This window comes from Corynebacterium sp. HMSC068H04, assembly GCF_001811255.1.
Taxonomy (GTDB): Bacteria; Actinomycetota; Actinomycetes; order Mycobacteriales; family Mycobacteriaceae; genus Corynebacterium; species Corynebacterium hesseae.
The window spans coordinates 15,515-36,911 of the sequence record NZ_KV803978.1 but is presented as its reverse complement, the minus strand read 5'-3'; the positions used below and the strand labels follow the sequence as shown (position 1 = coordinate 36,911).

General features: G+C 62.3%; 23 protein-coding genes. 14 read left to right on the top strand and 9 right to left on the bottom strand.

Features of this window, described 5'->3' with window-relative positions:
- Positions 1–27 precede the first annotated feature (27 nt).
- The 3 genes from HMPREF2792_RS03555 to HMPREF2792_RS03545 are packed head-to-tail and all read right to left on the bottom strand — an operon-like array spanning position 28 to position 3,171.
- Entirely contained in the window at positions 28–750 is a 723-nt protein-coding gene (locus tag HMPREF2792_RS03555; RefSeq protein WP_070530884.1) for a sulfite exporter TauE/SafE family protein, read from the bottom strand.
- Between the two features lie 24 nt (positions 751–774).
- A complete protein-coding gene (locus HMPREF2792_RS03550; protein ID WP_070530882.1) occupies positions 775–1,473 on the bottom strand; it encodes a TIGR03089 family protein in 699 nt (232 codons plus the stop codon).
- Between the two features lie 45 nt (positions 1,474–1,518).
- The gene (locus tag HMPREF2792_RS03545) at positions 1,519–3,171 is read right to left on the bottom strand and encodes an LCP family protein (RefSeq protein WP_198530290.1); all 1,653 of its coding nucleotides are present in this window, start codon (positions 3,169–3,171) and stop codon (positions 1,519–1,521) included.
- A gap of 89 nt (positions 3,172–3,260) precedes the next feature.
- Here HMPREF2792_RS03545 and HMPREF2792_RS03540 point away from each other — a divergent pair, with 89 nt between their 5' ends.
- The 3 genes from HMPREF2792_RS03540 to HMPREF2792_RS03530 all read left to right on the top strand — a co-directional run bounded on the left by HMPREF2792_RS03540 (position 3,261) and on the right by HMPREF2792_RS03530 (position 6,025).
- Positions 3,261–4,136 (top strand): glycosyltransferase family 2 protein, encoded by an 876-nt coding sequence (locus HMPREF2792_RS03540; RefSeq protein WP_070531091.1) that lies wholly within the window; start codon positions 3,261–3,263, stop codon positions 4,134–4,136.
- A gap of 56 nt (positions 4,137–4,192) precedes the next feature.
- Positions 4,193–5,287, top strand: coding sequence for a mannose-1-phosphate guanylyltransferase (locus tag HMPREF2792_RS03535; protein WP_070530877.1), 1,095 nt, complete (start codon positions 4,193–4,195; stop codon positions 5,285–5,287).
- Between the two features lie 489 nt (positions 5,288–5,776).
- Positions 5,777–6,025 (top strand): WhiB family transcriptional regulator, encoded by a 249-nt coding sequence (locus HMPREF2792_RS03530; RefSeq protein ID WP_005528147.1) that lies wholly within the window; start codon positions 5,777–5,779, stop codon positions 6,023–6,025.
- A 128-nt stretch (positions 6,026–6,153) separates the two neighbouring features.
- Here the strand turns inward: HMPREF2792_RS03530 and HMPREF2792_RS03525 are convergent, their stop codons facing one another.
- Positions 6,154–6,624, bottom strand: coding sequence for a metallopeptidase family protein (locus HMPREF2792_RS03525; protein ID WP_070530875.1), 471 nt, complete (start codon positions 6,622–6,624; stop codon positions 6,154–6,156).
- A gap of 93 nt (positions 6,625–6,717) precedes the next feature.
- Here HMPREF2792_RS03525 and HMPREF2792_RS03520 point away from each other — a divergent pair, with 93 nt between their 5' ends.
- Genes HMPREF2792_RS03520 through HMPREF2792_RS03510 form a run of 3 tightly spaced genes read left to right on the top strand, consistent with a single transcriptional unit; the run spans position 6,718 to position 9,264 of the window.
- Positions 6,718–7,161 carry a DUF3499 domain-containing protein gene (locus HMPREF2792_RS03520; RefSeq protein ID WP_083299235.1) on the top strand — a complete coding sequence of 148 codons (444 nt, stop codon included), beginning with the start codon at positions 6,718–6,720 and terminating at the stop codon, positions 7,159–7,161.
- Positions 7,162–7,209: 48 nt separating this feature from the next.
- Complete coding sequence (locus HMPREF2792_RS03515; RefSeq protein ID WP_070530873.1) at positions 7,210–8,577, top strand: phosphomannomutase/phosphoglucomutase; 1,368 nt, start codon at positions 7,210–7,212, stop codon at positions 8,575–8,577.
- A gap of 36 nt (positions 8,578–8,613) precedes the next feature.
- Positions 8,614–9,264 (top strand): DUF2625 family protein, encoded by a 651-nt coding sequence (locus HMPREF2792_RS03510; protein WP_158011577.1) that lies wholly within the window; start codon positions 8,614–8,616, stop codon positions 9,262–9,264.
- Between the two features lie 93 nt (positions 9,265–9,357).
- Here the strand turns inward: HMPREF2792_RS03510 and HMPREF2792_RS03505 are convergent, their stop codons facing one another.
- The 3 genes from HMPREF2792_RS03505 to HMPREF2792_RS03495 form a co-directional block, all read right to left on the bottom strand.
- On the bottom strand, positions 9,358–10,020 hold the full coding sequence (locus HMPREF2792_RS03505; RefSeq protein ID WP_070530868.1) for a hypothetical protein: 663 nt from the start codon (positions 10,018–10,020) through the stop codon (positions 9,358–9,360).
- Between the two features lie 41 nt (positions 10,021–10,061).
- Complete coding sequence (locus tag HMPREF2792_RS03500) at positions 10,062–10,646, bottom strand: hypothetical protein (RefSeq protein WP_070530865.1); 585 nt, start codon at positions 10,644–10,646, stop codon at positions 10,062–10,064.
- A gap of 182 nt (positions 10,647–10,828) precedes the next feature.
- On the bottom strand, positions 10,829–12,181 hold the full coding sequence (locus HMPREF2792_RS03495; RefSeq protein WP_070530863.1) for an FAD-dependent oxidoreductase: 1,353 nt from the start codon (positions 12,179–12,181) through the stop codon (positions 10,829–10,831).
- Positions 12,182–12,410: 229 nt separating this feature from the next.
- On the opposite strand from HMPREF2792_RS03495, the gene HMPREF2792_RS03490 reads away from it, so the two are divergent.
- Genes HMPREF2792_RS03490 through HMPREF2792_RS03475 form a run of 4 tightly spaced genes read left to right on the top strand, consistent with a single transcriptional unit; the run spans position 12,411 to position 16,048 of the window.
- Positions 12,411–14,081, top strand: a complete 1,671-nt coding sequence (locus HMPREF2792_RS03490; protein ID WP_070530861.1) for a nitrite/sulfite reductase — start codon at positions 12,411–12,413, stop codon at positions 14,079–14,081.
- A complete protein-coding gene (locus tag HMPREF2792_RS03485; RefSeq protein WP_070530860.1) occupies positions 14,078–14,326 on the top strand; it encodes a hypothetical protein in 249 nt (82 codons plus the stop codon). Before HMPREF2792_RS03490 ends, HMPREF2792_RS03485 begins: the two co-directional genes overlap by 4 nt.
- A 20-nt stretch (positions 14,327–14,346) precedes the next feature.
- Positions 14,347–15,039, top strand: a complete 693-nt coding sequence (locus tag HMPREF2792_RS03480) for a sirohydrochlorin chelatase (RefSeq protein ID WP_070530858.1) — start codon at positions 14,347–14,349, stop codon at positions 15,037–15,039.
- A complete protein-coding gene (locus HMPREF2792_RS03475) occupies positions 15,032–16,048 on the top strand; it encodes a sulfite exporter TauE/SafE family protein (protein WP_070522543.1) in 1,017 nt (338 codons plus the stop codon). The genes HMPREF2792_RS03480 and HMPREF2792_RS03475 overlap by 8 nt, the downstream gene beginning before the upstream one ends.
- A 22-nt stretch (positions 16,049–16,070) precedes the next feature.
- Here the strand turns inward: HMPREF2792_RS03475 and cobA are convergent, their stop codons facing one another.
- Positions 16,071–16,799 (bottom strand): uroporphyrinogen-III C-methyltransferase, encoded by a 729-nt coding sequence (cobA, locus tag HMPREF2792_RS03470; RefSeq protein ID WP_070530857.1) that lies wholly within the window; start codon positions 16,797–16,799, stop codon positions 16,071–16,073.
- A 29-nt stretch (positions 16,800–16,828) separates the two neighbouring features.
- Here cobA and HMPREF2792_RS03465 point away from each other — a divergent pair, with 29 nt between their 5' ends.
- Positions 16,829–17,782, top strand: a complete 954-nt coding sequence (locus HMPREF2792_RS03465; protein ID WP_232748449.1) for an exopolyphosphatase — start codon at positions 16,829–16,831, stop codon at positions 17,780–17,782.
- 9 nt (positions 17,783–17,791) lie between these two features.
- Positions 17,792–19,021 (top strand): mannose-6-phosphate isomerase, class I, encoded by a 1,230-nt coding sequence (gene manA, locus HMPREF2792_RS03460; RefSeq protein WP_070530853.1) that lies wholly within the window; start codon positions 17,792–17,794, stop codon positions 19,019–19,021.
- Between the two features lie 51 nt (positions 19,022–19,072).
- On the opposite strand, the gene HMPREF2792_RS03455 is transcribed toward manA, so the two are convergent.
- Positions 19,073–20,011: a DNA-directed RNA polymerase II gene (locus HMPREF2792_RS03455; RefSeq protein ID WP_070530851.1), complete on the bottom strand. Its 939-nt coding sequence runs from the start codon at positions 20,009–20,011 to the stop codon at positions 19,073–19,075.
- 378 nt (positions 20,012–20,389) lie between these two features.
- Here HMPREF2792_RS03455 and HMPREF2792_RS03450 point away from each other — a divergent pair, with 378 nt between their 5' ends.
- Together HMPREF2792_RS03450 and HMPREF2792_RS03445 are read left to right on the top strand one after the other, a co-directional pair.
- On the top strand, positions 20,390–20,743 hold the full coding sequence (locus HMPREF2792_RS03450; protein WP_070522555.1) for a DUF4259 domain-containing protein: 354 nt from the start codon (positions 20,390–20,392) through the stop codon (positions 20,741–20,743).
- Positions 20,744–20,776: 33 nt separating this feature from the next.
- Positions 20,777–21,397, top strand: a complete 621-nt coding sequence (locus tag HMPREF2792_RS03445; RefSeq protein WP_070530849.1) for a dTMP kinase — start codon at positions 20,777–20,779, stop codon at positions 21,395–21,397.

The following is a 21,397-nucleotide window of genomic DNA, read 5'->3' as shown; positions in this document are numbered from 1 at the left end:
CGTGGTCGTGGCAGTAGGCCGCGGTCGTTAGGCAGCAACTAGCCCCTCAACAATGAGCGCCACAGCCGCGCTGATCGCCACGACGATGACGATGCGGTTGAGCACCGTGGCGTTGATGAATCGGTTGAGGTAGCCGGCGGCGATGAGGCCCACGATGGCTACCGGCAGGTAGGCCGCGGCCGCGGTGAGCTGCAGGCTGGTGATTTGCCTGCTTAAGGCCAAGATCGCCAGCGAGATGGCGCAGCCAATGATGAACGTGCCCGACAGGGTGCCGCGTATGCGGGCGGGGTCGTAGCCCTTGAGCACTAACGCCATCGGCGGACCACCGATGGAGGTGGACGTACCCAGGAACCCAGAGGCGACGCCCGCCACCGCGATGTTGGTGGTGGTTCGCTTCGGCGACCAGCTAAGACTAGACAAGGTCATGGCAAAGATGACGGCGCAGCCGATGAAAAGGGAGAGCCCGCGGTGGGAGAGGGAGGCAATGGCCCAGGCACCGAGCAGCGAGCCGGGTATTCGCGCAATGGAGGAAATGGCCACGATGTCCCACGACACCGCCGAGCGTGACTTGAGCATTGTCGTGGTTGAAATGACGAAGGCCAGCAACAAGATGAGCGTGGGAACAAGCTCCGGCTTAATCAGCGCCAAGATTGGGGTGGCGATGGTGCCCAGGCCGAATCCGATGGTGCCCTGGCAGATTGTGCCCACAAGGATGAGTAGGCCGATGAAGACGTAGAGCCAGCTGAACATCGGTCTACTATCTCACGACAGGCTTCAAGCGCGGACAGTGACCTTCTCGTTGGCCGCGATTTCCTCCAAGCGGTCCGCCGAGCACAAGCCGGACACGATGACGGCCGAGCCACCCGCAGCCAGTGGCTCTAACACAGCACGTTGGAAGGAGGCGGTGTCGCTCCACCCTGGAGACAGCACGCGCTCAGCGCCCAACTCGGTGGGGAAAAGCTCCGGAAGCGGAGTGGTGGAACCATAGAAGTGATCGCCATAAAAGCGCACCGTGGGGCCGAAGTCGATGGTGCCGAGCGGCAACTCGCCGCCGCTTTCAACCACGCCGCGGCCAAAAGGATCCTGCGTGACCAGCACCGTGTCGACCAGTGGGGTAGAAGCCGAGCCGGCGGTGGCCTCGAGGTAGGCCTCCGGGGAGGTGAAAACTACGGCGACATTATCGGCGTGCGGCTCTGGGGCAGCCGCACCATCCGTAATGTCAAAGGGGATGCCCGCGGCTAGTGCCCCAAGCGCAATGACGGCAGCCTGCCACGACACCGGAAGGTCGATGAGGATGCGAGCATCGGTGCCGGGCTCAAGGTCGAGCTCTTCCAACAGCATGTTGGCAATCTTGGAGGTCCAGTTCTCCAGCGTCTGCGCCGAGAAGTCCATGCGGGTGCCGTCAGCTTCGTTGTAAACGCTGAGGCGGGGAGCTGAGGCATCGGCGGACAAGAGATGCTGAAGGAGTTCCATGTCCGCCCATCGTAGGTGGCGGGCGCTCAGCCCGCCACGACGCTCTTAATTCACGCAGCGCGGGCCGTCGCCGCCGGCGTCGATTTCCGGTGCCACCTCCGCGGTACCGAAGTCATCGCCCGGAGTACCCACCTGCTGGGTGTCGCCGCCTTCGCTCGTCTCGGCGGAAGCCTCCTCTTCTTGCGCGGAGTCGTCCTTCGGACCGGAGTAGTCATCAGTTGCCACCACGATGAAGGTGTCCGGCTCGAGCTCCTCGTTGGCCGTGACCGGCAGGCCACCGAGCTGCTCAGCCAAGGCCTGTGCGCGCTCATCGTTGGCATCCGCGGCCACAATCTGGGACTCGGTATACAGGCCCGACTGCGCATTGGCGGTGCGCTCAACGGTGTAGCCCACGTTCTTCAACCACGCGCCGATTCCGCCGGCCATGCCGTCGACGGTGCCGGCGTTCAGGACGTGGAGGTTGAGGTCCTCGGCCACGGGCTTTTCGCCCTCCTCGGCTGCCTTGTCCGTGGCGGCATCCTCAGACTTCTTTTCTTCCTCAGCCTTCTCTTGGGACTTGGCCAGATCATCCATGAAGCGGTGGACCTCCGCGGTATCGATGGTCACCACCGATTCGCCATAATCGCCCACGCCGGTAATGGAGGTCACCGGGATCGTCGTAAAGGTCACGTTGCCGCCGGCCAAACCGGCCAGCTGGGTGACGAATCCCATGATGTCCCAGCCATCATCGATGACAACGGAGCGCTCCACGGCATCGGAAATCTTGTTGAGCTTGCCCGGGGACGTCAGCGTTCCCGAATCCAAAACCTTCGAGGTCAGCGAGGCCATGTAGGCCTGCTGGCGCACGATGCGGTCGAGGTCGCCGCGCGGCAGGTCGTAGCGCTGGCGCACGAAGGACAAGCCCTCGGAGCCCTTGAGGGTCTGGCGCCCCTTCGGGAACTTCGCACCGGACATCGGATCATCCACGTCATTGTTGAGGCAGACATCGACGCCCCCGACGGCGTCGGTAAGCAGCACGAAGCCCAAGAGCCCCACCTCAGCGTAGTGATCAACGCTGACATCCGTGAGCGTGCGCACCATCGAGATGAGACCAGCACGGCCGGCCTCCGTGCTCTCCTTCTCCATCTCCTTCTCCGTGTGAGGAGGCTTCTTACCTGCTGCCTCAGCTTCAGCGTTCTCCTGCTGGAGCTCCTCCATCTTGGCGGACTTGTGGAGCGCGAAGACGGCATTGATCTTGGTGTTTCCGAACTCGCTGTCGTGGACATAGGTATCGCGCGGGATGGACACCGCAGTCGCGCGCGAGCCATCGTTCGGAATACGGATCACCATGATGGTGTCCGTGTTTTCCTCTCCTTCGTCCACGCCGGCATGCAGATCTGCCAGCTCCTGTTCGGAAAGCGGATTCCCCTTGGCGTCGGTGCGGGAGTCCTTGCCCACGAGCAGGATATCTACCGCGCCATCGAGACTGCTGTCCTTGAAACCACCCTGGTTGCCCAGCGCCAGGTTCGACGCAGAGGAGATGTCATTTCCCAGCTTGCCCACGGTGAAGTAACCCACGCCGGAGACCACGAGGACGACGGCGGACAAGAAAGCGACGATGGCTTTCACCGGCGTCGATCCTCGTTGGGCGGTGGGCGCGGACTGCGAGGGCGCGGCCTGGATATGGCGGGCGGCGCGCGGGGAGTTCGGGGAAGTCACGGGACTAGTTTAGGTGAGCTCGCTGCAAAAACGTGAAGCAGTGTCGCGGGCGCGTGCGCGCGTTGGCGTTGGGTACGCTCAGATTCATCGTGAAGAATTTACAGAAACCCCTGGCCGTGGTCACCGTGACCTTTTCTCCCGGCCGTTACCTCAGCGACTTCTTGGCATCGCTGCGCTTGGCGACGTCCCGCCCTACCCTCACCATCCTTGCCGACAACGGCTCGACCGACGGGGTGCCAGAAGCCGCCGCGCGGGAACACGTGGACGTGGAATTCCTCGATACCGGCGGCAACATCGGCTACGGCGCGGGGATGAACGCCGGCGCGCGCTTTGTGCGTGCGCGTGGGGTCGATGACGAATTTTTCCTCATCGCCAACCCGGACGTGACCTTTAGCGAAGGCTCCCTGGATGAGCTGATTGCGTGCGCACGCCGTCACTCGGATGCCGCGGCGGTGGGGCCGCGCATCGTGGAGCCGGATGGCAGTAACTATCCTTCGGCGCGCGCAGTGCCCACGTTGCTCACGGGAATTGGCCATGCGCTGTTCGGAACGATCTGGCCCTCCAACCCGTGGTCGCGCGCCTACCGCGATGACGCCGACATGGACAGCGAGCGCCCCGCCGGCTGGCTATCCGGCTCCTGTCTGTTGGTGCGCTGGGAGGCTTTTGCACAGATTGGCGGCTTTGATGAGCGTTACTTCATGTATTTGGAGGATGTGGACTTAGGTGACCGCTTCGTCCGCGCCGGCTGGCGCAATATCTTCTGCCCCACGGCGGTGATTACCCACGCCAAAGGCCATTCGACGCAGGCGCACCGCGGCGCAATGCTGCGCGCGCACCATGATTCGGCCTATCGCTTCCAGGCGGACAGGCACCCGCACTGGTACCAAGCGCCCCTGCGCGTGGCCTTGTGGCTGGGGCTGCGAGTACGTGGGCTGGTATTAAGCGCGTGCCGCGACGGCTCCTGAGCTAGGTGCGCCTATACACTAACGGTGGCTTATCTGAAAAGAGATTAAGGAACGATATGACTGAATCAGCGCCCCAGTGGGGATCGACGGCCGATGCCGTCATTCTGGTGGGAGGTCGCGGCACTCGCCTGCGCCCGCTGACGATTGGCACACCGAAGCCGATGCTGTCCACGGCCAACTACCCATTCCTTCAGCACCTCCTCGCCCGCATCAAGGACGCGGGGATTGAGCACGTGGTGCTCTCCACCTCCTATAAGGCGGAGGTTTTTGAGGAGTACTTCGGGGACGGCTCAGATCTGGGTCTGGAGATCGAGTACGTCGTGGAGGAAACCGCACTGGGTACGGGCGGCGGTATCCGCAATGTCTACGACAAGCTGCACCAGGATACGGTCATGGTGTTCAACGGTGACGTTCTATCCGGTATGGACCTCAACGGCATCCTCGATACTCACCACTCGAAGGATGCCGACGTGACGATGCACCTGCTCAACGTTGCCGATCCCCGCGCGTTTGGCTGCGTCCCGACGGATTCCAACGGGCGGGTGACCGCTTTCTTGGAGAAGACCGAGGATCCGCCGACGAACCAGATTAACGCTGGCTGCTACGTGTTTAAGAAGGATGTTATTGCGACCATCCCGGAGGGCCGTGTGGTTTCCGTGGAGCGCGAGACCTTCCCGCAGCTGCTGGAGTCCGGCCGCCTAGTGGTTGGGCACGTGGACAACTCCTATTGGCGCGACATGGGCCGCCCGGATGATTTCGTCCGCGGTTCTTCCGATCTGGTGCGCGGCATTGCACATTCACCGTTGCTGGTGGGCCGCACGGGCGAGTCCGTGGTGGATGAGTCCGCGGGTATTGCCGGTGGCGTGCTGTTGCTGTCGGGTACGGCTGTGGGCCGCGGGTCTGTCATTGGGGCGGGGTCGCGTCTGGACGGCACGGTGGTCTTCGACGGCGTGACCATTGAGCCGGGTGCCATCATTAATAACTCCATCATTGCCTCGGGCGCGCACATCGGTGCCAACGCGCATATCGATGGCTGCGTTATTGGTGAAGGCGCCACCATTGGCGCGCGCTGCGAACTGCAGGGCGGCATGCGCGTCTTCCCGGGCGTGAGCATTCCGGACGCTGGCGTGCGTTTCAGCTCCGACGCCTAAGCGCTGCGCCGTAAAAGGAGGACAAGGCACCGAGGAGGAAGGAACCTTCTCGGTGCTTTCCGTATCTTTTGGGCGTGACGCATGGTTTTCATGGTGCGATTGAGATCCATGTGTTTTGCCTAACTGGGTGGCGACACGCCGAAGCAACCTTAGAATTGTTCACAGGGTTGGGGGCGGGCACTACATGTAGTACCCCCGATGATTGCCCCCTAGATGGGCGATCTGTGACGGATGTGAAAGTTGGGGATGCTGTACAGCGTTTTCGCTGGGGCCGCCGAAAAATCTCCCGCGACAGGTTGACGATATTTAGTGATTCGGTGTGAAATGACATCAGTGTAATCAACGGCACGGCGGGCACGGCACCGAAAAATCTTTTCGGTGTAGGGTCGGTGCCATCGAATTAAGAGAGAAACGACCTCGGAGAAAGGAAGCGGCGTGGACAATACAACGAATAACAGCGCTATTCTCCGTGGCGGTGCTGCTGCAGAGATGTCGCTCGATGAACTCTTTGGTGCCGTCGAGCAGGAGTGGCAAGACCAGGCGCTGTGCGCCCAGACGGATCCAGAAGCATTCTTCCCGGAGAAGGGAGGATCTACCCGCGAGGCCAAGCGCATCTGCCAGGCCTGCGCGGTGCGTGATGAATGCCTCGAGTATGCCTTGGAGCATGACGAGCGCTTCGGTATCTGGGGCGGGCTTTCGGACCGTGAGCGTCGCCGCCTCAAGCGTGAGATTGGTTAGAGCTCAAAGCAGCTACTAACCAGCATCAGTGCTCCCCCTCACTGCACAGTCCTATGTCATTTGGCTCGGGTCTCGGCGGTGAGGGGGAGAAGTGGTTTTAGGGCAGGGTCGCTCTGCACCCCTAGCCTTTACCAAGTAAAACGCGGATCGATATCACCGGGATCGACGTTGAGGTAATTGGCCACCAGAGCGGTTAGCACCGTGGACAGTAGCTCTTCACGCTCCTGCGCGGAGTGCACGCGCTCCTCCACGGGCATGCGGAAAATGACGAGTCGGGCGCGCGTGGGTTGGCCTTTGGAATCCACGCCCGCCGGGACGATGCGCCCGAGCGGAACAGGGCCATCGGCGATGATTTCATCCGGCAACACAGTCATATCAACTGAGAGGCGCATGCGGGGCACGGTATCAACGGCGAGATCGAGTCCGGTGAGCTGCTCGGCAAAGGCATTGTGAATGGGGGCGTAGGCCTCGAGCGCGGCCATGTCGAAGCGCTCGGCGCTGCTGCGGTAGCGCGGCGTATTCTGCGGCAACAGCGGTCCGCGGGCACCACGGCCATGGCGGTGGCGGGCCGGGCGAATATGCGGGCGGGGCGTGGTCATGCGGCTTAGTCTAAGCCGCATCGAGGTGGGCTCGCGGCGAGACGCGCCGCGCTGAACTATCTAAATCTCAAGTTAGGGTTTAGACTTGGGCCCGTGAATAGCTCTCGCCATTGCTCCCGCCCCGGCTGCGGCCGTCCCGCCGTGGCGACGTTGACCTATGCCTATGCGCAGCAAACCGCCGTCGTGGGCCCGCTCTCCGAAGAAACCGATCCCCATGCCTGGGATCTGTGCGAAAAGCACAGCGCACGAATTACCGCCCCGCAAGGATGGGAAATGGTGCGCGTTGACCGCATCGAGCTCGATGAGGATGATGACCTTACAGCTCTCGCCGAGGCGGTCCGTGAGGCTGGGCGCGTGACCACTGGCTTGGTGGATGATTCCACTGCTGGTTCCGGCGCCGATCCCATTGACTATTCCGCTACTTTCGACGGCGCGGATCCGCGGAATTCGAACCACCCCGTGTTCCGAACCCGCCGCGTCCACGATGCCCGCCAGCGCCGCCGCGCTCACCTGACGGTGGTTCCGGACGCCGACTAGTTCGTCGCACGCGGATTACCGCGACCGACGGGGGTATGCTTGTGGGCTATGCGAACTCGTGAACAGCTCAATGCAGTGATCAAAGCCTATGACGTCCGTGGCGTGGTGGGCGAGGACATCGACGAAACCCTCGTCCGCGATACTGGAGCGGCCTACGCCGCCATCCTCCGCGGGGAAGGGGAGACCACCGTGGCAGTAGGCCACGACATGCGTCCGTCCTCCCCGCAGCTGGCAGCCGCCTTTGCTGAGGGCGCTGCCGCGCAGGGCCTTGATGTTATCCAGCTCGGCCTCACGTCCACCGATGAGCTGTACTTTGCCGCCGGCCACCTCAATTGCGCGGGCGCTATGTTCACCGCCTCCCACAACCCGGCTAAGTACAACGGCATCAAGCTCTGCCGCGCGGGCGCTGTTCCGGTGGGGCAGGAGACGGGGCTGGAGCAGATCAAGGACATGCTGATCGACGGCACCCCGGCCTTCGACGGTGAGCCGGGCACCGTCACTGAGCGTGAGGTTCTTCCGGACTACGCGGCATTCCTTCGCGGCCTGGTGCCGCTGGAGAACTCCCGCCCATTGGTCGTGGCTGTCGACGCCGCGAATGGCATGGGTGGCCACACCGTCCCGGCGGTCTTTGAGGGCCTGCCTTTCGACGTTCGGGATCTCTACTTTGAGCTCGACGGCACCTTCCCCAACCACGAGGCTAACCCGCTGGATCCGAAGAACTTGGTGGACCTGCAGAAGTTCACCGTCGAACAGAAGGCGGATATCGGCCTTGCTTTCGACGGCGATGCGGATCGCTGCTTCGTGGTGGATGAGAAGGGCCAGCCGGTGTCCCCGTCCGCCATCTGTGCGTTGGTCGCGGAGCGCTACCTGGATAAGTTCCCTGGTGCCACCGTCATCCATAACCTGATTACGTCCAAGACCGTTCCGGAGCTCATCGCGGAGAAGGGCGGCAAGGCCGTGCGTACCCGCGTGGGTCACTCCTTCATCAAGGCCCAGATGGCCAAGGAGAAGGCGGTCTTTGGTGGCGAGCACTCCGCGCACTACTACTTCCAGGAGTTCTGGAATGCGGACTCCGGCATGCTCGCTGCCATGCACGTGCTGGCTGCTCTGGGTGAGCAGGACAAGCCGCTGAGCGAGCTCATGGCGCAGTACTCGCGCTATGAGGCCTCGGGTGAGATCAACTCCACCGTGGATGACCAGAAGGCTACGACGCAGCGCGTGCTCGATGAGTTGGCGGACAAGATTGAGTCCGTCGACGAGCTCGACGGCGTGACCGTACAGCTGAAGGGCACCGACGCGTGGTTCAACGTCCGCGCCTCCAACACTGAGCCGCTGCTGCGCCTCAACGTTGAGGCCAAGACCGCTGATGAGGTGCAGGCCATCGTCGACGAGGTCCTCGGCATCATCCGCGCCTAGAAAACCGCCACCGCCCCTCCAGCTGAAGGCATGAACATGACAAGCGAAGGAGCCTCCATGCGTGACATCGAAAGCCTCATTGCCGTCGACGAACCGGCCTGGCCCCACTTGCAGAAGCCACTGGCTGAATCTGATGCAGTCGTGCTGCCCATTGACTCAGAGCGAGGGCGGCGCTCTCTGTGGGAGCTGCAGGTTACCGCCGCATCACCGATGGGAGCCGTTGCTTTGCACACCGGCGGTATCGTCGTCGACCACGGCTGGATACGTTTGTACGGCGGCGGCAGCGAACACCTGCCGAGTATCGCGGAAGCTAACGGGTTGGGCGGCGACATGTCGGCGCCGCCCGGCGAGCTGATTGTCGGGCATGATGTCCTCGGCGGCCTATTCGCCATCGATGGCGGTGCGCTGGGTGTTGCGCCCGGCGAGGTCTGCTATTTCGGGCCTGACACCCTCACATGGGATGGGCTTGGTGGCGGCTACTCGGCTTTCCTTCTTGCTGCGCTGGGTGGCGGCCTCGATGTGGTCTTCGAGGGGCTGCGCTGGCCTGGCTGGCAGGACGATGTGGCGTCCTTGGCACTGACGCAGGGCATTTTCCTCTACCCGCCGCCCTCCTCTGTCGAGGGCAGCGACGTGAGTAAGGCGACGAAGTCGGTCGTCAGCATCCAGGAGCTACTGGGCACCAAGTAGGACTGCACCGCCTAGAAGTGGGCACGGGTCAGCTCAATTTACTCAAACTGCTTTCACCACACGTGCAACCTTGAGACGTGAGCTATGAAATATCTAGTTTGTTCCACCCAGCGGTGGAGTGGTTGGGGGGGCAGTCATCCAGGTGGAGAGTTCTTGGATGACACTTGCGGCGTCGTTCTTATCGCACCAGTAGTGGTGCAGAGCATCGCCGAGGCGCATTTCTACGCGGTAGTTGTTGCTGTCTGGGCTGAAGTAACACTGGATGTAATGCTCAATTTTGGTGTTGTCACTGATGATCAGGAAATCCCGCGGATCGGTTCCCACATTGAGGTTCGCTAGCGACCAAGCATTTGTAGTGATGTAATCAATCCAGTAAGGAATGCTGCGGAGACTAGCCCAAGGCGCTTGGTACTCCATCGTTTCGGTGGTGAAGTTTGAGTTTTCATCACCAAATGTCCACACCAACTGCTCGTTCTCGAGGACGGTGAACGTTGCGAAGTAGGAAAGCACGGGGCTGACGGATAGGAGTAACTGGGCGATGTGGTCGTCGAAATCGCTGATGGCAAGGCAATTTGATCCGGTGAGCTCCACAGCTATCTTGTGTGGCGCTAATACTTTGGTGAGGTATTGGTAGAGCTGCAGAGCTTGTTGCGAGAAGTGGTTTTCTGCCTGGCTAGCGGAGATCACGAGGTTGTAGATCTCATCTGGCGCGGCTGGAGTGGTTGGGAGGTGGATGATTACTCGTTCTGTGCTCATTGTTGCTCCGTCGCTGGTGCCATTGTTGGTTGTAGAGTAACTCAGTTTCCCATGCGAGAGTAGTATTCCTCCCACTCCTCTAGAGTCAGTTCTCGGTTTGTGACGAGGAAATATCGTGCACTTCTTGGTGAAGCTGAAGACATGGCAACGTCGAGGCCGTTTTCTTCAAGGAATTCGAGAATGCGCTGTTCGTTCATATCTTGAGCTTTTACTGGAAAGTCGGGAGCCATTGAATCTTCGGTGGTCTCTTTCCCGAGCCAATGTTGGGAGTAGGAACGCGTCATCGCATCTAGCTGATTCGAGTAAGCAATGAGTACCCATTGCCGGGAAACCTCGGTCTTCGTAATCGCCATCCCTAGGGGCGGATGTTCGAGTTCTTCATGTGTGTGAATGAGGAGCTGGAACAGGCGATCTGACTCGTCGAGCGAATAGCTCACCGCGGTTATTCCGTTTTGCTCTTGGAAGATCCAGACTCGATCGAGATTTGATAGTGGCTTAGCGGGTTTGTCAATTTCAACGAAGTTGAGAAAAAGCGGATCAAAGTCGCTCTTGACGGTGGCGATGGTGGATTCAAGGTCTTGCCAGAAAAACGCTGTGGGCTGGTTATATGCAATCTCGAAAGTCAAATCTTATCCGCCTTGTATGAGGGTGGGCTTCATTATAAAGACGAGCGCGCCACCATCGTAACGATTGGCTGCGCGGGCCTCCCGAAACGCACAGCGGGCGCAGGGAGAAGCGTGTGTGCTTCCTCCCCGCGCCCGCTGTGTTTGTCTTAGACATGCACGGTTAGGTGCTCGGCGCGTGCGCCTTAGTCACGAGAGTGGGTGACCATCTCTTCCCACTCGACGAACTTCTTGCGCTCGCGGCCCTCGGCCTCACCCAGTGCGCGCTCGGCGGCGTCGAGCTTCTTCCAGCCCTCCCAGGTCAGGTGCTCCAAGCCCTTGGACTTGAAGAGTTCCACGATGTCCTCCTCGCGGGAGTGGGAGAGGTTGCCCGCATCGGCGTCGGCAAGCAGCATGCCGATGGTTTCCGTGGCATCGGACTTGGTGTTACCGATGAGCCCCACCGGGCCGCGCTTGATCCAGCCGGTGGTGTAGAGGCCCGGCACGACGTCACCGTCGAGGTCGACAACGTGGCCGCCGTCATTGTTGATGACGTTCTTCTGCTTATTGAAGGGAACGCCCTCGATGGCATCAGAGCGGTAACCCACGGCCAGGTAGACGGCCTGTGCCGGCCACTCGGTGAACTTGCCGGTGCCGGTGACGGAGCCATCGCCGTTGAGGGCAGTGCGCTCGGTCTTTACTGCTGTGACCTTGCCGTTCTCACCGATGAACTCCACCGGCTGCTCGAAGAGGTGGATCTGCAGGGTGTGCGGCGCATCCTTGGGCTCACGGATGGCGTAGCCCTCCAAGGTCTGGCACACCAGATCGCAGGACTTGGCCTCTTCGCGGGCCTTGAGGGAGGCCTCGTCGTAGTCGATGTCCTCCGGGTCCACCACCACGTTGATGGTGGGGGAGTGGTCGAGCTCCTTGAGCTCCAGCGGGGTGAACTTAGCCTGTGCCGGACCGCGGCGGCCGAAGACTCGCACGGTGGTGGCCTGATTCTTGGCCAGGGACTCGTAGACGTTATCGGGGATCTCGGTGGCTTCCTTAAGCTCATCGCCGGTCTTGGCCAGGATGCGGGCCACGTCGAGGCCCACGTTGCCCACGCCGATCACGGCGACGTCGGTGGCGGACAAGTCCCAGGAGCGCTCGAAGCGCGGGTTTCCGTCGTAGAAACCGACGAACTCGCCGGCGCCGTGGACGCCCTCGAGATCGGAGCCCGGGATCTGCATGCCCCGGTCACCAACGGCGCCGGTGGCGAAGACGACGGCGTCGTAGTATTCCTCGAGTTCGGAGACGGTGACATCGCGGCCCACAGTGATGTTGGACAGAAGGCGGATCTGTTCGGTGTCGAGCACTCGGTGCAGGGAGTTAATGATTCCCTTAATGCGCGGGTGGTCCGGAGCCACTCCGTAGCGGATGAGCCCGAAGGGGGCTGGCATCTGCTCGATGAGATCGAGCTGAACGTTGCCGCCAGTCTTCTTCACCAGGATGTCGGAGGCGTAGATGCCGGCTGGGCCGGCGCCGATGACGGCTACTTTCAGGGGCTGCTGGGTCATGATGGCCTTTCGGAATGTTGTAGTAACTAACGAAAGCTTAGGTCTAAACAAGCGTGGGTTTCATTGAACCGGCTTGTCTGCTGTAGGGCAACTGGGCCTAATTACATTCGGAGAACATTGTGGCATAAACCCAGCGTGCTTTGCATATTCGGGAGAAAATAAAAAAGACTGCTTTGTCTGCTTTGTCTAGACCGGTAGGTTTTCACTAACCGACGAAAGGTAGCAAATTATGACCACCGCCACAAAGCGAAAGCCACGCGCGAAGAAACCGGAAGGCCAGTGGAAGATTGATGGCACTGCACCGCTGAACTCCGACGAGGAGATCAAGCAGGCCGACGATGCCCTGGCCGTGCGCCAGCGCGTTATCGATATCTATTCCAAGCAGGGATTTTCTTCCATCTCCGCCGAGGATCTCGCTCCCCGTTTCAAGTGGCTGGGCCTGTACACCCAGCGCAACCAGAACCTGGGCGGTGAGATGACCTCTAAGCTCAGCAACACCGAGCTGCAGGATGAATACTTCATGATGCGCGTGCGCTTCGACGGCGGACGCGCCGATCCCGCCAAGTTGCGCGCCGTAGGGGAGATTTCGCGCGACTATGCGCGCTCCACCGCGGACTTTACGGACCGCCAGAACATACAGCTGCACTGGATTCAGATTGAAAACGTTCCCGCCATCTGGGAGAAACTGCGCTCCGTCGGCTTGGATACCCTGCTGGGCTGCGGCGACGTGCCCCGCGTCATCCTAGGCTCACCGGTAGCGGGCGTGGCGGCCGACGAGATTATCGACGCCACCCCGGCCATCGAGGAGATCAAGAACAACTATCTCCCGCGCGAGGAGTTTCACAACCTCCCGCGCAAGTTTAAGACCGCCATTTCTGGCAACTCCCGGCAGGACGTGACGCACGAAATCCAGGACATCGCTTTTGTTGGCACCGAGCACCCTGAGTACGGGCCGGGCTTCGATTGCTTCGTGGGCGGAGGCCTGTCCACCAACCCGATGCTCTCGCAATCCCTCGGCGCATGGATCCCGCTTGAGCGCGTCCCGGAGGTGTGGGCCGGTGTCGCGCGCATCTTCCGCGACTATGGCTTCCGCCGCAACCGCAACCGCGCGCGCCTGAAGTTCCTCGTGGCGCAGTGGGGCATTGAGAAGTTCCGCAGGGTTCTAGAAGAGGAGTATCTGGACGCGCCGCTTCTCGACGGCCTCCCGCTCCCCATCGCCCCCGGTAGCCGCGACCACCTCGGCGTGCACCGCCAGCGGGACGGCAAGTTCTACGTGGGCGTCAAGCCCACTGTGGGGCATGCCACCGGCGAGCAGCTCATCGCCATCGCCGACGTGGCCGAGAAATTCGGAATCAACCGCATCCGTACCACCCCGATGAAGGAGCTTCTCTTCCTCGACGTCGAGGAAGAGGATATCCCCGCCCTGTCCCGTGCTTTGGATGAGACGGGCTTGTACTCCCAGCCTTCGGAGTTCCGCCGCGGCGTCATCTCCTGCACCGGCCTGGAATTTTGTAAGCTCGCCCACGTGACCACCAAGGCCCGCGCCATCGAGCTCGTCGACATCCTGGAAGATACCCTCGGCGACCTCGACGTGCCGCTGTCCATCGCCCTCAACGGCTGCCCCAATGCCTGCGCGCGCTCGCAGGTTTCGGACATTGGGTTGAAGGGACAGATAGTCACTGACTCTGATGGCAATCGCGTTGAAGGCTTCCAAGTTCACCTAGGTGGTGCCCTCGGCCTATCCCCGGACTGGGGCCGCAAGCTGCGCGGGCACAAGGTGGTGGCCGATGAAGTCCCCGACTATGTCATCCGCTTGGTCAATAAATACAAGGAGCAGCGCGAGGACGGCGAGCAGTTCCGCCACTGGGTGCTGCGCGCGGACGAGGAGGACTTGCAATGAATTTCCGCCGCAAGCCCAACCCCAACCGCAACCATCCCGCCTACTGCCCCTATTGCGCTGGGACCAACCTGTTCCCCGATGAAGAAGATGACTTCGCCTGGAAGTGCGAAGAATGCCTCCGCATCTTTTCCGTACGCTTCCACGGCCAAGACGATGCCCCGGTAGCGCCCGCGCTGGCGGTGTCCTCAACGGAGGCTTTGCAGCGCTCCCTCGCTCGCCGCGGCCACTCCACCGCCACCGCCTAGGAAAAGGACACCGCCCAGTCATGACAGCCCCGAATTCCACCACCGCACTGCTGACCCTCTCGCACGGCTCGCGCCATCCCGCGGCCGCAGCGAGCGTGGCGGCCCTGACCCGCGCTGCCGGCGAGCTTGCCGGTGCGCCAGCCACCGCCGCGCACCTCGAGTTCAACGATCCTCCCCTCGAAGAGGCCGCGCACAACCTTGCTGAACAAGGCGTGCGCGAGGCGATTGTTGTGCCCTTGCTTTTTACAGAGGGCTACCACCAGCGCGTCGACGTCCCCGCTGCACTGGCCCAGGCCTCCGCGGCCTCCGGAGTCACCCTCCGCCAAGCACGCGGCCTCGGCACCGGGGAGGATATGGCAAGGCTGCTCGCGCAGCAGGTGCCGGAAGGAACGGATACCGTCGTGGTGTACTCCGTCGGTTCCTCCGATGAGCGTGCTAATGCTGCGGTAGCTGATCTGGCGCGGCGCGTGGGCGAGCTCACCGGCTGCGCGGCGGAGGTCTCTTTTGCTACGCGCGGCGAGCGCCGGCCCGTGGGGCCGGAGGGGAATCAGGAAGTCGTCGTGCCGCTCTTCGTGAGTCCCGGCTTGCTCTTGGATCGCCTCGAAGGGGATTCTAGGCATACCAGTGAGCAGCCCAGGCGTGTGCTCCCTCCGCTAGGGGAGGCCCTCGCCGGCATTGTGTCCCATCGCTATGCGGAGGTGGCCCATGCGTAGCCTCATCCTCATCGCGCTGGCGGGTGCTGCCGCGCAGCTTGTCGACGGCGGCATCGGAATGGGCTTTGGCGTAACCTCTACCACCATCCTGTTGCTGGCTGGTCTGGGGCCGGCAACAGCCTCTGCGGTAGTGCACACCTCGGAGCTCGGCACCACTCTGGTCTCCGGAATCAGCCACTGGCGCTTCGGCAACGTGCACTGGCCCACCGTGCTCAAGCTCGGTGTGCCGGGAGGCCTGTCTGCCTTCATCGGGGCGGCGGTTCTGTCCAACCTCTCACTGGAAGCAGCCGCGCCCGTAACCTCCGCCATCCTCATCGCCTTGGGCATCAACCTGGTCTGGCGCTTTTCGCGAACGCGCAGCGCCGCACCGCGAGAATCCCGGCCGCATTCGACTCCTTTCCTCGCCGGCCTCGGAGTGCTGGGAGGCTTCGTCGACGCCTCGGGTGGCGGCGGATGGGGGCCGATTTCCACCTCGACGCTGTTGGCGGTCGGCCGCGAACAACCGCGGCGCATTGTCGGCACCGTCAACACCGCAGAATTCCTTGTTACCTTTGGCGCGACGGCAGGCTTCATCGTTGGCCTCTGGGAAGAAATCGTGGCCAACGCTGCCGCGGTCGTGGCCCTGCTTATCGGCGGGGCGATCACTGCGCCGGTTGCGGCGTGGCTCATTTCCCGCATCAATCCCACACTCCTCGGTGGATTCGTCGGAACTGCCATCGTGGCGCTCAACATCCCCAAAGCTTTGGGGTGGGCCCTGCAGCACCCGCAGACCCTCATCGTGCAGTTCATCGCGCTCGTTCTGGGCGTGGCGGTGACTGTGTGGGGAAACGCCCGCCGTGCGCGCCGCGCTGGCGGCAAGGAAAACGAGCACAGCGGTGCCAGCACCGCGCCCCAGCGGGGCGGCAGCCGCGTTGTCGAAACCACGGAGCCGACCGGACGCGATGGCTTTCCTGCCGGCACTCCTGCGGAGGATTCAGAACCCGTCGGCGTGAGCTCGCCGCGATCATAGAAACCTGCCGTATAGGCGTTGACTAGAGCCCAGCAACCTCGCCGATAACGATGACCGCTGGCGGAGCCACCGAGTTTTCCTCCATTGTGGCTCCTAGTTGAGCCAGCTCGCAGTGGAATGCCCGCTCACCGTTGAGGGAGCCCTCCTGGATGATGTGTACGGGGGTGTGGGGGGAAAGGGAGGCGTCGATCAGCGCGGTGGCAATGGCCGCCGCGTTCTTCACACCCATGATGACCGAAAGTGTGGCCCCAGACCGCGCGAGTGCTGCCCAATCCACCAAGGACTTGGGGTGTCCTGGCGGCAGGTGCCCGGAGACCACCGTGAAGGCATGGACGACGCCACGGTGAGTCACCGGCGTTCCTGCCAGCGCGGGGACGGCCACCGCCGAGGTCACTCCGGGGATGACCTCCACCGGGAGACCCGCGGCGGTAAGTGCGGTGAGCTCTTCGAAGCCGCGACCAAATACATAAGGATCGCCGCCCTTCAGACGCACCACGCGGCGGCCTGCCAGGGCGTGCTCGATGAGGACCTCGTTGATGCGCTCCTGGGCCACTTGGGCGCGGTAGGGGATCTTGGAGACGTCGATAAGCTCCTTGGCGTCAACATCACACAGCTTATCCAGCTGGGCAGTGGGGCCGAGGTGATCAGCCACGATGACCTCGGCTTCCTGCAGCGCCCGCATGCCGCGCACGGTGATGAGATCCCACGCGCCAGGGCCGCCGCCGACAAGGACTACCGGATGAATGCTCATGGCCACTCATCCTAGCTATGCTCGGGCTTATGACTTCCTATGACCCCGAATCCGTGAGCTTCTTTGACATCGCCCACGAAGGCGCGCAAGCTCGCGTGGTGGCCGCCGCCGTACCGGAGCTGGCTCGCGTGCTGGGTGGGCTGCGCCCGCGCAGCATCGTCGTCCTTGCCGCTGACCAGGTTTCCCGCGCCGCTGCCCACGTCGCCGTGGGCCTAGCCGAGCCCGCTGAGGTTCCCATCATGGTCAGCGAATCGCTGCCGCTCTTTACCGGTGCCCTCGACGTCGTGGTGGTGGCGGGGGATAGCCCATGGGCAGAGCGCGCGCTGCACGACGCCGCGCGCCGAGGGGCGACGACGATTCTGCTGAATGAAATCGAGGATGCTCCTGAGGACACCGTCGTCATCGACACCCTTCCCACGGCCGAAGGGATTTCACCGGTGCGCGCCATCACGGCCGTGCATGCGGTGAGCGCGGTGTTAAGCGAAGACCCGGTGTTGGTCTCCCGCCGGTTGGAGGACGTTGCCGATGCCGTGGACCGTGAGCTGGAAGCGCTGTCACCGCAGCGCGATTCCACGACGAACCCCGGGCGCGCGTTGCGTGAATTTGTGGAAGGCGGACGAATCATCCACAGCTGTGGACCCGATCCCTATGCGTTCTCGGAGGAGCGCACGCGGGTGCACCTCGACGCTCTCGTTGCCCGCATGGCGGGCACGCTGTGGGCAGTCCATGGGCTAGGCGGGACCGTCGTCGACGCGGAAGGCTTAGGGCCGATTCTGCAGACAAATCCGACGGACATCTTCTATGACCCGTTTGAAGCGGAGGAGCCTTTGGTACCCTTGAGAGTTGTTTTATGGGGACAGGAAGAGGCGAACCTTCCCCACTCGTTCGCAGCGGCGAGCGCCGATACCTCCTGTGGGGAATTGGCCCGCGCGCTGCAGCTGATTACGCGCAGTTATGCCGCGACCGCCTACGACGTGAAATAGAGGAAGTCAATGAAGTTGCTCACCAGTGCTGCCCGCAATTACTCGTGGGGCTCGCGCACGCTGATTCCGACGCTGCTCGGCGAGCCCGAGGCTCAAAGCCCGGTTGCTGAGCTGTGGTTTGGTGCGCACCCGGCGGATCCCTCAACGATTGAGGGAGAAAAGCTGGATGAGATCATCGCGGCGGATCCGCAAGGCCAGCTGGGGCAGCGGGTGGCTGACAAGTATGGCGCCGGCCTTCCCTTCTTGCTGAAGATTTTGGCGGCTGCAGAGCCGCTGTCGCTGCAGGCGCACCCTTCGAAGCAGCAGGCCGAGGAAGGTTTCGCCCGCGAGAACGCGGCGGGAATCGACCTCACGGCGTCAAACCGCAACTACAAGGATGACAACCACAAGCCAGAGCTCATCGTGGCGCTCACGGAGTTCTACGCCATGGCGGGTTTCCGTCCGCTAGCGCAGACCCGCAGCCTCTTTGCGGCCTTGGACTGCGAAGAACTGGCTCACTACGAGGGCATGCTCGACACCGATCCTGCCGCTGAAGGCGACAGCCTCCGCGCGCTGTTTACCACGTGGATTACCATCCCGGGAGCCAAGCGCAAGGAGCTGATCAGCGCGGTGGTAGCGGCGGGCGAGCGCCTGCGCAGCAACCAGGCGGGCGAGCCGTGGATGGCCACCGTGATGGCCACCGTGGCCAAGCTCAACGAGCAATACCCGGGGGATATCGGCGTGTTGGGCGCGTTGCTGCTCAATCACATCGTCCTGCAGCCAGGGGAGGCGATTTACCTTGACGCCGGGCAGCTGCATGCCTATGTCTCTGGCCTGGGCGTAGAGATCATGGCTAACTCCGATAACGTGCTGCGCGGTGGCCTGACCCCGAAGTTTGTCGACGTCCCCGAGCTGGTTAAAGTCCTCACCTACCAGGCGGCTGAAGATCCGCGCGTGGACCTGAAAGACGCAGCCGAGACAGGAGGCATAAAGGGTGCAGAGGCATGGTCCTACCCGGTGCCGATTGAGGAGTTCCTGCTGGACCGCGTCGAGCTTTCTGGTGAGGAGAGCGTCGAGGTCGACAGCGATGGCCCCATGATTGTGCTGTGCACCTCCGGCTCGGTGGCGCTGAGCAATGCCGAGGCAGAAAACGTCAGCCTTGGCGCGGGTCACGCGGCGTGGATTCCCGCTAGCGACCCGGCCGCCTCTGTTCGTTCCACCGGTGGCGAAGGCACCGAGGTATTTATCGCCCGCGTTTAGCCTGCGGCCGTTTCGTTAACTCTGCTGCCGTTTAGTTAACGGCGCGGGTAATTAGGCGGACTGCGTCAATGCTGATGCGGCGGTAGTCTCGCCGTTGTCGGCCGAATGAGAAGCGGTGGGGGTCGCTGCGGAAGGCTCCTCCGCCGCGGGAGCATCATCCGTCGGCGCGGCGGGGGTCGGGGCGGCCTCGTTGGTGCGGTAAGCCGCGGATTCGCGCTCCACTGCTTCCACTACATCGGCGCCTTGTACCTCGCCGCCCTGTGGAGCGGCATCGGTAGGCTCGCCCTGTTGCGCTTTCGGCTCCGGATCCGCACTAGGCGCGGGCGCGTTCTGAGTGAACCCGGCGGGGCGCGGGATGAAGGAGTCAAGGGGTTTAGGAACTCCAGTGTTCTGCGAGGGCGTAGGTTCCTTGGGTTGCGGCTGCTCAGCGGGCTGGCTGCCGTCCTGGTCCTCCACTGGGCCCTCTTGCGGCACGGCGGTCTGAGATTCCGGCGTGGCCGACGGCTGAGTGGGCTCGGAGCTTTGCTGAGGAGTACCCGGAATCGGTGTTTCGGAGGCCGGAGTAGAGCCGTCCGTTGGCGGCACGGCAGGGGCCGTGCTGACCGGCACCTGCGGGTACGGATTGTTCGGAGTTGCCTGCGGCTGCTGGTTCTGCAGTGAGGAAACATTGTCGGGGCGATAAACGGCCGTGGGGCCAACCGGCTCCGTGCGGTTCACCACGGCATTCGGCGCCAGGTAGGGATCCTCCGCCGGCGCGGCGACATTGGTTTTCGATTGCTTCGGTTGCGTGGATGTCGGGGCAGCCGTGGTGGTATAGGAATGCGTTGTCGAGGGAGCGGAAGACGCGGTGCTCGACACGGCGGTGGCAGCGGAGGGCTTAGACACGACGGATTCGGGCGCGCTCATGCGCCACACTGCGACGCCTACGGCGACGGCACAGAGGAGGCCGGCCGCGACAAAGACCAAGATGCGGCGTGAACTGCTCGTCATGCGGGGCGCTCTCCTTCCTGCACAAAAGCCTGCGTAAATGTCACAAGTCGGTAACAACGATAACACAAATCTGGAGATAGTAAATGGCCTGGGCAAAATTCCCCGTTCAGGCGTGGTATAGGGCAGTGGGTGAAATGCAACATATGGAGGAGGACAGGAGGAGGGGGCAGTCGGAAGACGGCGCGGATCGGTGTGACCGTAATAAAACAGCGCTCCTGACCGAAGCCTTGCATGAGGGCATCTAAAGAATGGTAGAAATTGGATTAGATACCGGCTGCGCGGAGCGCCCGCCCGCGAAGCTGCACCGGCCCACCGTGGATACACGAACGCGGATAAAAACACAGACCCCTAATTCACTTAAGGATGAAGGAGAAAGCAATGAGCTCATGGGATGAGGACATCTTCGCCGACGAGGTCAACGTCGACTTCCTGGATGAACTGGCAGACCTCGAGGATGAAGAAATCGTTGCCGCGGTAGATGACGCCTGCGCGCTTGCGGTCTCGGGCGAAGAACAGACCGAGGAGGAGCAGCGTAACGCCTTGGCGGCGGCCACGATAGCCGCGATCTGGGCAGGCGCCCCGTTCAGCGCCGGAGAAGTCGTCGAAGACTATCCCTTCATCCGGGATCTCGCCGGATCCGGCAGCGAAAACCTCAACGAACATGCCCTGGAGTTGCTCGAAGAGGTCGAGGAAGACTACGACCTCGAGCCCTTCATCGAGGCCTTGTCCTAACGGCAGCACTAGGTACACGCTAGATATAACAGCATGCTGATCAGTATTGAAGGAATCGATGGCGCGGGTAAAAACACCATTACCCAGCGCCTGCGGGAAGAACTAGCCTGCGATGTCGAAGTCTTGAGCTTTCCCCGCTACGAAGAGTCCATCCATGCGCAGCTCGCGCAGGAGGCCCTGTATGGGCGTATGGGGGATCTGACCGATTCGGTCTATGGAATGGCTACGCTCTTTGCGCTGGATCGGCACGGAGCCAAAGAGCAGCTCCTTGCCGCCGCTGAGTCCACGGATAGCCTGCTCATCTTGGATCGCTATGTGGCGTCCAACGCTGCGTATTCCGCCGCGCGGGTCGGCGGTGAGCTCATCGTCGATTGGATCTATGAGCTCGAGTTTGAACGCTTCGGCCTGCCGGTGCCGCAGCTGCAGATCTTTTTGGATACCGACGTCGCCCTTGCCGGTCAGCGTGCCGTGGCCCGTGCAGCAGAGGATGAAGGGCGCAACCGCGACCGCTATGAGCGCGATGCCGCGTTGCAGTCTCGCACGGCGGCCGCCTACCGTCGCTTAGCAGAGCAGCAGTGGGCAGGGCGGTGGATCGCCACCGCGGATGCCGATATGATTATCCAAGCTGTCAAGGAGCTTGTAGGAGAACAATAA

Bases quoted from the DNA above. Each gene is read 5' to 3' on its own strand.
- HMPREF2792_RS03485 (WP_070530860.1), top strand. From the start codon at position 14,078: ATGAATTTCCGCCGCAAGCCCAACCCCAACCGCAACCATCCCGCCTAC.
- HMPREF2792_RS03475 (WP_070522543.1), top strand. From the start codon at position 15,032: ATGCGTAGCCTCATCCTCATCGCGCTGGCGGGTGCTGCCGCGCAGCTT.
- HMPREF2792_RS03555 (WP_070530884.1), bottom strand. From the start codon at position 750: ATGTTCAGCTGGCTCTACGTCTTCATCGGCCTACTCATCCTTGTGGGC.
- HMPREF2792_RS03480 (WP_070530858.1), top strand. From the start codon at position 14,347: ATGACAGCCCCGAATTCCACCACCGCACTGCTGACCCTCTCGCACGGC.
- HMPREF2792_RS03535 (WP_070530877.1), top strand. From the start codon at position 4,193: ATGACTGAATCAGCGCCCCAGTGGGGATCGACGGCCGATGCCGTCATT.
- HMPREF2792_RS03510 (WP_158011577.1), top strand. From the start codon at position 8,614: ATGACAAGCGAAGGAGCCTCCATGCGTGACATCGAAAGCCTCATTGCC.
- cobA (WP_070530857.1), bottom strand. From the start codon at position 16,799: ATGAGCATTCATCCGGTAGTCCTTGTCGGCGGCGGCCCTGGCGCGTGG.
- HMPREF2792_RS03495 (WP_070530863.1), bottom strand. From the start codon at position 12,181: ATGACCCAGCAGCCCCTGAAAGTAGCCGTCATCGGCGCCGGCCCAGCC.
- manA (WP_070530853.1), top strand. From the start codon at position 17,792: ATGAAGTTGCTCACCAGTGCTGCCCGCAATTACTCGTGGGGCTCGCGC.
- HMPREF2792_RS03550 (WP_070530882.1), bottom strand. From the start codon at position 1,473: ATGGAACTCCTTCAGCATCTCTTGTCCGCCGATGCCTCAGCTCCCCGC.
- HMPREF2792_RS03505 (WP_070530868.1), bottom strand. From the start codon at position 10,020: ATGAGCACAGAACGAGTAATCATCCACCTCCCAACCACTCCAGCCGCG.
- HMPREF2792_RS03455 (WP_070530851.1), bottom strand. From the start codon at position 20,011: ATGACGAGCAGTTCACGCCGCATCTTGGTCTTTGTCGCGGCCGGCCTC.
- HMPREF2792_RS03465 (WP_232748449.1), top strand. From the start codon at position 16,829: ATGACTTCCTATGACCCCGAATCCGTGAGCTTCTTTGACATCGCCCAC.
- HMPREF2792_RS03445 (WP_070530849.1), top strand. From the start codon at position 20,777: ATGCTGATCAGTATTGAAGGAATCGATGGCGCGGGTAAAAACACCATT.
- HMPREF2792_RS03515 (WP_070530873.1), top strand. From the start codon at position 7,210: ATGCGAACTCGTGAACAGCTCAATGCAGTGATCAAAGCCTATGACGTC.
- HMPREF2792_RS03490 (WP_070530861.1), top strand. From the start codon at position 12,411: ATGACCACCGCCACAAAGCGAAAGCCACGCGCGAAGAAACCGGAAGGC.
- HMPREF2792_RS03530 (WP_005528147.1), top strand. From the start codon at position 5,777: ATGTCGCTCGATGAACTCTTTGGTGCCGTCGAGCAGGAGTGGCAAGAC.
- HMPREF2792_RS03525 (WP_070530875.1), bottom strand. From the start codon at position 6,624: ATGACCACGCCCCGCCCGCATATTCGCCCGGCCCGCCACCGCCATGGC.
- HMPREF2792_RS03450 (WP_070522555.1), top strand. From the start codon at position 20,390: ATGAGCTCATGGGATGAGGACATCTTCGCCGACGAGGTCAACGTCGAC.